At 63.3% G+C, this 9326-nt stretch carries 10 protein-coding genes; 5 read left to right on the plus strand and 5 right to left on the minus strand.

Annotated features, from left to right (window positions below):
• A partial coding sequence (locus EOA38_RS18255) for a GNAT family N-acetyltransferase (RefSeq protein ID WP_145965990.1) occupies positions 1 to 188 on the minus strand: 188 nt, incomplete at its 3' end.
• The gene (gene serB / locus EOA38_RS18260; protein ID WP_126093150.1) at positions 185 to 1072 is read right to left on the minus strand and encodes a phosphoserine phosphatase SerB; all 888 of its coding nucleotides are present in this window, start codon (positions 1070 to 1072) and stop codon (positions 185 to 187) included. The genes EOA38_RS18255 and serB, both read right to left, overlap by 4 nt.
• Here serB and miaA point away from each other — a divergent pair.
• Both miaA and EOA38_RS18270 read left to right on the plus strand, forming a co-directional pair.
• Positions 1062 to 2006 (plus strand): tRNA (adenosine(37)-N6)-dimethylallyltransferase MiaA, encoded by a 945-nt coding sequence (gene miaA, locus EOA38_RS18265; protein ID WP_126095856.1) that lies wholly within the window; start codon positions 1062 to 1064, stop codon positions 2004 to 2006. The genes serB and miaA overlap by 11 nt on opposite strands.
• Before the next feature lie 124 nt (positions 2007 to 2130).
• Complete coding sequence (locus EOA38_RS18270) at positions 2131 to 2922, plus strand: GGDEF domain-containing protein (RefSeq protein WP_126093151.1); 792 nt, start codon at positions 2131 to 2133, stop codon at positions 2920 to 2922.
• A 252-nt stretch (positions 2923 to 3174) separates the two neighbouring features.
• Here the strand turns inward: EOA38_RS18270 and EOA38_RS18275 are convergent, their stop codons facing one another.
• Entirely contained in the window at positions 3175 to 5004 is a 1830-nt protein-coding gene (locus EOA38_RS18275; RefSeq protein ID WP_126093152.1) for an ATP-binding protein, read from the minus strand.
• A gap of 151 nt (positions 5005 to 5155) precedes the next feature.
• On the opposite strand from EOA38_RS18275, the gene EOA38_RS18280 reads away from it, so the two are divergent.
• The 3 genes from EOA38_RS18280 to EOA38_RS18290 are packed head-to-tail and all read left to right on the plus strand — an operon-like array spanning position 5156 to position 6588.
• The gene (locus EOA38_RS18280; RefSeq protein WP_126093153.1) at positions 5156 to 5722 is read left to right on the plus strand and encodes an XRE family transcriptional regulator; all 567 of its coding nucleotides are present in this window, start codon (positions 5156 to 5158) and stop codon (positions 5720 to 5722) included.
• A 4-nt stretch (positions 5723 to 5726) separates the two neighbouring features.
• A complete protein-coding gene (locus EOA38_RS18285) occupies positions 5727 to 6035 on the plus strand; it encodes a hypothetical protein (RefSeq protein ID WP_126093154.1) in 309 nt (102 codons plus the stop codon).
• 28 nt (positions 6036 to 6063) lie between these two features.
• Positions 6064 to 6588 (plus strand): GNAT family N-acetyltransferase, encoded by a 525-nt coding sequence (locus EOA38_RS18290; RefSeq protein WP_126093155.1) that lies wholly within the window; start codon positions 6064 to 6066, stop codon positions 6586 to 6588.
• A gap of 123 nt (positions 6589 to 6711) precedes the next feature.
• Here EOA38_RS18290 and EOA38_RS18295 read toward each other — a convergent pair whose 3' ends face one another.
• Positions 6712 to 8520, minus strand: a complete 1809-nt coding sequence (locus EOA38_RS18295) for an NAD(P)/FAD-dependent oxidoreductase (protein ID WP_126093156.1) — start codon at positions 8518 to 8520, stop codon at positions 6712 to 6714.
• Between the two features lie 167 nt (positions 8521 to 8687).
• Positions 8688 to 9326: sigma 54-interacting transcriptional regulator (locus tag EOA38_RS18300; protein WP_145965991.1), on the minus strand; the 639-nt coding region annotated here is incomplete at its 5' end.

A 9326-nucleotide genomic window follows, 5' to 3' on the forward strand; every position in this document is an offset into this window, starting at 1 on the left:
GCAAAACCATAGCTGTCCTCGGCGATCCAGGATCGGAACTCATCCATCATGGCGTCGGCAGTAGCGCGGTCGCGGCGGAATGGGAAGAATTCCATGACGCGGTCATCGGAGTTGATGCGGTGGAAGAGTTCGCGGTCGCGCTCTTCCCAGTTGCGCAGGATGAGACGTTCGGTGCGCATGGGTTTCATTGCACAAACTCTTCCTGTTTGTAGCCCTGGATATAGAGCAGGGCGGTGAGGTCGCCATGGTCGATGCGGACTCTGGCCTGCTCGGCTACCGTCGGCTTGGCGTGCAAGGCGACGCCGATGCCGGCGAGGCGGATCATGTCGAGGTCGTTGGCGCCGTCGCCGACGGCAACCGCGTCGGCCGTCGTCAGGCCAAGCCTTGCCGCAATGTCGAGCAGCGCCTCGGCCTTGGCCGCGCGCCCGAGGATCGGCTCTTCCACTGTGCCGGTGAATCGGCCGCCGTCCTCGATCAGCCGGTTGGCGCGGTTTTCCTGGAAACCCAGCATTGCGGCGATGCGGCTGGTAAAGACGTCGAAGCCGCCGGAGATCAGCGCCGTCCAGGCGCCGTTGGCGCGCATGGTCCGCACCAACGCGCGGCCGCCGGCGGCCAGCGTCAGCCGGTTGGCGATGATGCGATCGACCACCGCCGTGTCGAGGCCCTTCAGCAAGGCGACGCGCTCGCGCAAAGCGGGCTCGAAGGCGATCTCGCCATTCATCGATCGCGCGGTGATCGCAGCGACGTGCTCCTTGACGCCGATCTCGTCGGCGAGCTCGTCGATGCATTCCTGGTCGATCATCGTCGAATCCATGTCGGCAAGCAGGATCTTCTTCCTCCTGCCTTCGGACGGCTGGACGATGATATCGACCGGCTCTGAGGCCAATGCCGCGCGAAGATCGGCCGTCAATACGCCGATGTCCGGCGTCTCCGGCAAAACCAGATCGCAGGCGATGCCTTCAGCCAGCCAATGAACGGAGCTTGCGCCGGCCGCCCGCGAGGCCATATTCGCAAGCGAGGCCGACACTCGACGGTCTTCGGGATGGGATACAAGCGTGGCGATCAGCGACATCGAAAATTCCGGCAGTCAGGCGGGCGAAGGCCGCGTGAAGAACGCGATCCTGATAGCCGGGCCGACAGCCAGCGGCAAGTCGGCGCTGGCGCTCGATCTTGCCGAACGCAAGGGCGGCGTGATCGTCAACACCGACTCCATGCAGGGCTATTCGGTGCTCGACGTGCTGACGGCGCGGCCAAGCGCGGCCGAAATGGCGCGCGTACCGCATTTCCTCTACGGCCATGTGCATCCTTCGACTGCCTACTCCACCGGCGCCTGGCTGCGCGACGTCACCGGGCTGATCGCGGAAGGTGTTTTGTCGGGACGGCCGGTCGTCTTCGTCGGCGGCACGGGGCTCTATTTCCGCGCGCTGGCCGAAGGCATCTCTGACATGCCCGACATTCCGCCATCGGTGCGCGAGCGCTGGCGCTACGAGCTCAAGGAACAAGGAGCCGAGCGGCTGCATCGCATTTTGATGCGCGAGGATTCGGCGGTCGCCATGCAGCTCAGGCCGACCGACGGCCAGCGCATCGTGCGGGCGCTCGAAGTGCTCGATGCGTCGGGGCGGTCGATCCTTGATTGGCAGGCGTCGCGCGGCCAACCGCTTATCGACCGCGACAGCGCGCGCTTCCTGGTGATCGAGCCGGATCGCGGCCAACTGGTGGCGCGCATCGAGGCGCGGTTCGACCAGATGCTCGACAAAGGCGCGCTCGACGAGGTCAGGCAGTTGATGGCGCTTGACCTCGCTCCGGACCTGCCAGCGATGAAAGCGATCGGGGTCCGCGAGCTGCGGTCTGCCTTGACCGGACAAATGAGTTTTCCCGAGGCGATCGAACGCGCCAAGGCCGCAACGCGCCAATATGCCAAGCGTCAGGCGACCTGGTTCAGGCATCAACTTGGCGCTGGTTGGCAGAGGCTTTGCCCAGGCGATGGACCAATCATTCCCGACTGATCATATGCGATTTCGATCAGGAACTTAGACTATCCGATGCGCCTCTCGTTCAAGTGGCCCGGGTTAACCGTCCGTAAGGCCGGGCATGCCATAACGACGATGGGTCGTAGTGCCGTGGGGAGCTATGCGTTTTCACAAGGCGGAATCCGCATTCTTCGTTTTTATTTTCGTGATCCTGGCCGCCGGCCTGGTGACCTTCCACGCCTATGGCCAATTGCAGGACATCGCGACCGATCTCGACACCGCGTCGCGTCTCGAAAGAATCATCTATCTCAACAAGTTGCTGTTCGTGACCGGCGCGCTGCTGGCCGCCGCATTGTTCTTCGGAATATTCTTCATCTATCCGCTGATCCGCGGCCAGGTGAGGGAAGAGGGCAAGCTGCGCGCCATGACGGTTTCGCTGAGCGCCCGCTCGCAAACGCTCGAGCAGGCGGCTCTCACCGATGGCCTGACCGGAATGCAGAACCGCCGCTATTTCGACGATGCGCTGCGGGAGTATCTCGATGAGTTCGGCCGCATCGACAAGCCGGTGGGGCTGATGATCCTCGACCTCGATCATTTCAAGCAGGTCAACGACACGCATGGTCACGATGTCGGCGACGAGGTGCTGAGGGCCGTCGCCACATGCCTGAGAGGCATGACGCGCTACCACGACGTGGTGGCGCGGCTCGGCGGCGAGGAATTTGCCGTGGTTACGCCCAACATGGACGCGGAACTGCTTGCCCGCTTCGCCGAGCGCATCCGCAAGGCCATCGCCAACCTGTCGATCCTATCGGGCAACGTGCGGCTGAAGGTCACCACCAGCGTCGGCCTTGCCGTCTGGGACCGCAATGAGAGCGCCGAGGATTTCTATCGCCGCGCGGACCGGCAGCTCTACGAGGCGAAGAAGCAGGGCCGCAACCGCGTCTGCGCCTAAATCCCATCACTGAATTCGTGATGCCGGCCGTATGCTGCCGTTTTCTGCGCTTCCGGCCTTCGCCGGCCGAAGCACTCCTGGTGGGGTCGTGGCAGTTAAGGCTACGGCCGGCGTAGGCCGGTGCTCACGGACTTTATGTCCGCTCCGCTCCGGTTCTCGAAAGCGAATCCACTCGGCTCAGCCTGACGAATTTCCTGACGGAATTTACCCATGCCTACCGGCGAAGCCGGGCCTAGAACCCTAACGTGGTATTCAATCGTTCTGCTGGCGCATGCCGAAGGTCGAGGGCTTCAGGCCGTAGCGCAGGTCGAAGTCGTCGTCCGGCTGCACGCGCGGCGCCGATGGCTTGCGGTAGTCGGGATCGCCGGCCTGACGGCCGGTATCGACCGCCTCGGCGAAGGCTATGGACTGCTGCGGTTTCGGCACGTTGCGCAGCCGCTCGACGATGCCGGCGAGATCGACGTCGTCGCCGGCTTCCGCGGGCAGCGTCTGCTCGCGCTTGGCCGTTCCCGGGATGAATTCGCGCGACAGTTTCTCGAATTTGAGCCGCATGGTCGTCGCCACGCCTTCACCGAAGGCGATCGCCTCGCGCTGGCCCATCGAGGACAGGAAGGCCAGTGTCGAGGCCGAGGAATCCGCGATCGCCGAGCGGATGATCGCCTGGTCCTGCTCGTTGGCCAGCCGCATGGCGAAGAAGGTCGAGCATTGCGACAGGATGGTCGGATCAAGCTCGCCCGGGCGCTGGGTGACGACCCCGAGGTAGCAGCCATATTTGCGGCCTTCCTTGGCGATGCGCGACAGAGCGTGCCTGGTCGGGGCGAAGCCGAGGCGCGGATCGGCCGGCATGTAGCGATGCGCCTCCTCGCAAAGCAAAAGCAACCGCAGCCGGCCCTCGCTCCAAAGCGCGAGGTCGAAGGCGAGGCGCGCCAGCACCGAGCAGACGGAATTGACAACCTCGGACGGCATGCCCGCCATCTCGAAGCAGGTTACCGGACGGCCATGGTTGGGGACGCGAAAGATGTTGCCGATCGTCTCGTGGATCGTGTCCTCGATCAGCCGCGAATTGAACATGAAGCGGTAGCGCGGGTCGGAGGCCGCCGATTCAATGCGCGTCTTCAGCGACTTCAAGGTCGGGCGGTCGTTCTTGCTCTCAAGCATGCCCATGCGCTCGTCGATCTGTTTGATGAGATCTGCGATGCGGTAAGGCACCGGCGTATCCGCGGTCAGCGCGTCGCTGCCGCGCCTGATGTAGCTGCCCGAACTGGGGTTGCGATAGAGGTTCTTGGCGGCCGGGATGAGGTCGCGGAGAACGTCGACTTCCTCCGGCTCGGTCTCGCGACCGCGAAACAGAACCTCGGCGAATTCCTCCAGCCTGAACATCCAGAACGGCAGGTCGAGCGTCTTGGAATCGACCTTCACGCAATATTCGGGAAGCGAGGCGGCAAACTCATTGTGCGGGTCGAGGATCAGCACGCGCAGGTCAGGGCGCGCCTCGATCGACTTGCGCAAAAGCAGCGAGACGGCCGTTGATTTGCCGACGCCGGTCGTGCCGACAATGGCGAAATGGCGCGCCAGCGTGTCGTCGATGGCAATGTTGGCGTCGATCGCCTCGTCCTGCGACAGCGTACCGATGGTGATGGAGTGCCGGCCGGCGAGATCGTAGACGGCCTGCAGGTCGCGGCTGCGGATACGGTGGGCTATGGCGCCGATATGCGGATAGGTGGTGATGCCCCGGTCGAAAACCGGCTTGGCGCCAGGTTCGGCACCGTCGCGCACCTCGCCGATCAATTCGATGCTGACCTCGATCGCGTTCTGGCCTTCGTTGCTCCAGACGCGGTCCGACTTGCCGATCGCATAGACAAGGCCGACGGTGCGCGTCGAGCCAAGGTTGATGGAGATCATCTTGCCGACGGTCCACAGGCCGGTGACCGTGCCTTCGGCATCCTCGGCGTAAGCGCTGATGGTGGCGCGCGCGCCATCGCACTGCACGACATTGCCCAGAATGCGCTTGTCGCTTTGTTGGCCGTCACGGCGCTCCTGCGAGGTCGGCTCCCCTACGGAGGCTTCGCGTTCAACAAACATCGGTGACCTGTCCCATTCCCCTCAAGGTCAAACCTATCCAATCGGGGTTAAGGTCGGGTGAGGTGGGATGGTGTAAGGCCTGTTAAGGCATACGCGAAAATTCGATCGAACAGCCCCTTTCGTCATCTTGGGATTTCGATATATTGGACGAATGGCTGATATATCGAAAGACATCACATCCACGATCGGCAAACGGATACGCTCCGAGCGGGACTTGCGGGGATGGTCTCTGGCCGAACTGGCCGAGCGATCGGTTGTCTCCAAGGCGATGCTGAGCGCCATGGAGCGGGGCAAGACAAGTCCGACCGCGGCGCTCCTTGTGCGCGTTGCGTCTGCTTTCGGCATGACGCTGTCGACACTGATCGCCCGCGCCGAAACGCAGGGCGGCGGTGTCTCCCGCAAGGACGAACAGCCGGTCTGGCGGGATCCTGCGACCGGCTATGTCAGGCGGCACTTATCGCCGGCCTCGCAGATGCCGCTCGAACTCATCAGGGTCAGCTTGCCTGCGGGCGCAAAGGTGAGTTTTCCGGCAGCATCCTATGCCTTCATCAAGCAGCAGATTTGGTTGATCGGCGGTCGCCTCGACTTCACCGAAGGCGATGTGCTGCACAGGCTCGAACCCGGCGATTGCCTGGCGCTAGGCGCCCCGTCGGACTGCACGTTCCATGCTCCCGGACCGGAAGCCGCCGACTATCTGGTGGCGCTGGTCAGGGGCTGACCGCATGGCGCGCCGGCCGAGACGTTCGCACAATGGCGGGCCGCCTCTCGACGATTATGAAGGACCGCCCTGGGGCAAGGGCGATGCCTACACCTTCCTCGCCTGGCGTGCCGCCCACGACAAAGCCTGGAAGGCGCCGAGCCAGACCATCATGCTGATGCGACTGGAAAGAGCCGAGCGGCTTGGCCTGACCTATGAGGAATACACGCTGGAGATCCTGGAGCGCGGGCGCCACCTCAGCGAAGACGATGCCGAGCGCATCGCGGAAATCCGCCGGGCGCGGCGGCGGAGACGAACAAGTCACTTCGAATGACGGCAGCCTTTACCTGGAGAACACCAAGATGAATTCCCCTGAAATCAGGGTGTTGGGCGATGATGCAGCGACCTGCGCGATGCTGGCCGATCTGTTGATCGAGACAGTCGCTGCCGGCGGATCGGTAAGCTTCATGCATCCCTTGTCGCTGGATGCAGCTCGGGAGTTCTGGTGCAAGTCGCTGGCTGCCGCCAAACGGGCAGAAAGGGCGGTGCTGGGCGCATGGGATGGCGAGACGCTTGTCGGCACCGTCACGCTCATTCTCGATTGTCCGCCCAACCAGCCGCACCGTGCCGAGATCGCCAAACTGATGATCCGGCTCGACCATCGCGGCAAAGGCACCGCGACCCGCCTGATGCGGGCCGCCGAGAAACTGGCCGTTGAGAATGGACGCACTCTGCTGGTGCTGGACACCGCAAGCGAGGAGGGCGCGGCCGGCCTCTACGAGAAACTCGGCTTCACGCTGACCGGCGAGATTCCGGACTATGCGCTGAAGCCGCACGGCGGGCTAACCGGCACGCTGATCTACTGGAAGCGGATTGGGCGAGATTGATAGTTCATCGGGTTACGTCAATATCGGCCTCCTCGTAGCGGGCGCGGCACAGTTCGATGCCCAAGGCAACATGACAGACGGAAGCCCGCAACCGGGCTTCCGTCTACCGCAAAGGGTCTGGCTTCAAGCCTTGTGATACACCTGCTGCAGCCCATAGACCGGAGTGGGCAAACCGACCTGCCTGGCTTTCAACTGCAGCGACAGATACTGAGAATAGTGGCGCGACTGGTGCAGGTTGCCGCCGTGAAACCATAGCGCTTCCTGCTGGGTCGGCTTCCACATATTGCGCTGCTCGCCTTCCCACGGGCCGGGATCCTTTGTGGTGTTGGAGCCGAGGCCCCAGACCTTGCCGACCTTGTCCGCCACTTCCTGTGAGATGAGGTCGGCGGCCCATCCGTTCATCGAGCCGTAGCCGGTGGCGTAGATCACCAGGTCGGCCGGCAGCTCGGTGCCGTCGACGAACGTCACTCCGGTCTCGGTAAGCTCCTGGACGGCGGCGCCGGGACCGCTCTTGAGCTTGATCGAGCCGTCGATGACAAGGTCGCAGGCGCCGACGTCGATGTAGTAGCCGGAGCCGCGGCGCAGATACTTCATGAACAGACCCGAGTCGTCATCGCCCCAGTCGAGCATGAACCCCGCCTTTTCCAGATCCTCGTAGAATTTCGCGTCGCGCTCCTTCATCTGCTGGTAAAGCGGAATCTGGAACTCATGCAGGATGCGGTATGGCAGAGAGGCGAAGATCATGTCCGCCTTGCGCGTCGTCATGCCGTTCTCGACCGCCTGCTCCGAATAGAGGGCGCCGAGGCCGATATCCATCAGCGTGTCGGACTTGACGATATGCGTGGACGAACGTTGCACCATGGTCACGTCGGCGCCTGCCTCCCACAGCGCCGCGCAGATGTCGTGGGCCGAATTGTTGGAGCCGATGACGACAACCTTCTTGCCGCGATATTTGTCCGGACCGGGATGGGTCGAGGAATGCTGCTGCTCGCCCTTGAAGATGTCCTGGCCCTTGTATTTCGGCCAGTTCGCCTTGCCGGACATGCCGGTCGCCAGCACGAGCTGCTTCGGTTTGAGCACGATTTCCTTGCCGTCGCGTTCGAGGACGACGGTCCACTCCTTGGCCTTCTCGTCGTATGTGGCGGATTTCGCGGCGGTGGAGCTCCAGTAGTTCAGCTCCATCACCTTGGTGTACATCTCCAGCCAGTCGCCGATCTTGTCCTTCGGCGCAAACACCGGCCAGTTCTTCGGAAAGTCGATATAGGGCAGGTGATCGTACCAGACCGGGTCGTGCAGGCAGAGGGACTTGTAGCGCTTGCGCCAGGAATCGCCGGGACGTTCGTTCTTCTCCACGATGACGGCCGGCACGCCGAGCTGCTTCAACCTGGCGCCGAGGGCAATTCCGCCCTGGCCGCCGCCGATGATGACGACATAAGGCTGCCGGGAGTGGCCGAGTTCGGCGATCTCGTCGTCGCGCTCTTCGCGCCATGTCTTGCGGCCCTTGCCGTGGCCGTGCTTGGCGCCGAGCGGACGGGTGAAGCCTGCCTTCTCTTCATGGCCCTTCAGCTCCGCAATGGTGGTCAGCAGCGTCCAGATCAGCTCGCCCTTGAACCGAACAAGACCAAAGCCGCGCGCCACGTCGGTTTCAAAAGTGATCCAGGCGGTGGTGATGCCACCATCCTCTGTCGCTTCCTCGCCCTTGGCCACTGTCCAGCCGGTCGGTTTGGTGTTGGCCAGCGTCGCCTGCAGCATGTCACGGATCTGGTCGCGGCCCTCCATGGTTTTCAGGTTCCAGGTGAATGTAACGAGGTCGCGCCAGTAGCAGTCTTCCTGGAAGCAGTTGACGGCGGCATCGATGTCACCGGCTTCGAGCGCCTTGCCGAATTTGTCGAGTAGCGCCTGCGCCTTGGTGGTGGGTGTCCTCTCGAGCATGTGTTCTCCTCCGCTTGCTAGAGTCCGGAAATGAATTGCAAATGATGTGCCAGCCACCGCGCCAAATGACAAATTATAATGGAATCAATACGTTATTGTGCTTTTACGCCGCCTTGCCTGTTGCGGCGGTGTTGCGTGTGCTACGGCGTGCCACAGCCGCCGCAACGTTAGTTCGGCGCTTCCAGCCGCAGGCGCTTCATGCGGCGATGCACGGTGGTACGGTCGACGCCGAGACGCCGGGCGGCTCCGGAAATATTCCAGCCCGCCGCCACCAGTGCAGTCAACAGTGCCGCGCGCTCTTCCTCAGGCGAGGGCGGCCGCAGCGCAACGACACTGGCCGGCATGGCCGCTGGCGCCGCATGTGCGAAATCGGGCAGGTCGGCGGGCTGGATCGTGCCGTCGTCACAAAGCGCTACCGCCAGATCGACGGCGTTGACGAGCTCGCGGATATTGCCGGGCCAGCCATGGCGGATCAACGCCAGCCGCGCCGCCGGCGACAGTCTTGCCGGCCGGCAGGCAAGGCGCGCGCGTTCGTTTACCAGCCGGTCGAGCAGCCATTCGAAATCAGTGCGCTCGCGCAACGCCGGCAAGGCAAGCGAGGCGGCGTTCAGCCTGTAGAACAGGTCTTCGCGGAAACGGCCCTCGGCGACCAGCTTGCGCAGGTCATGATGCGAGGCGGAGATGATCTTGATGTCGACAGGCCGAGGCGCGATGCCGCCGACCGGGATCAATTCGCGCTCGGCGATCACGCGCAGCAGCCGCGATTGCAGCGGGTAGGGCATATCGCCGATCTCGTCGAGGAACAG

Origin of the sequence: Mesorhizobium sp. M1E.F.Ca.ET.041.01.1.1, from assembly GCF_003997355.1 — a bacterium.
GTDB lineage: Bacteria > Pseudomonadota > Alphaproteobacteria > Rhizobiales > Rhizobiaceae > Mesorhizobium.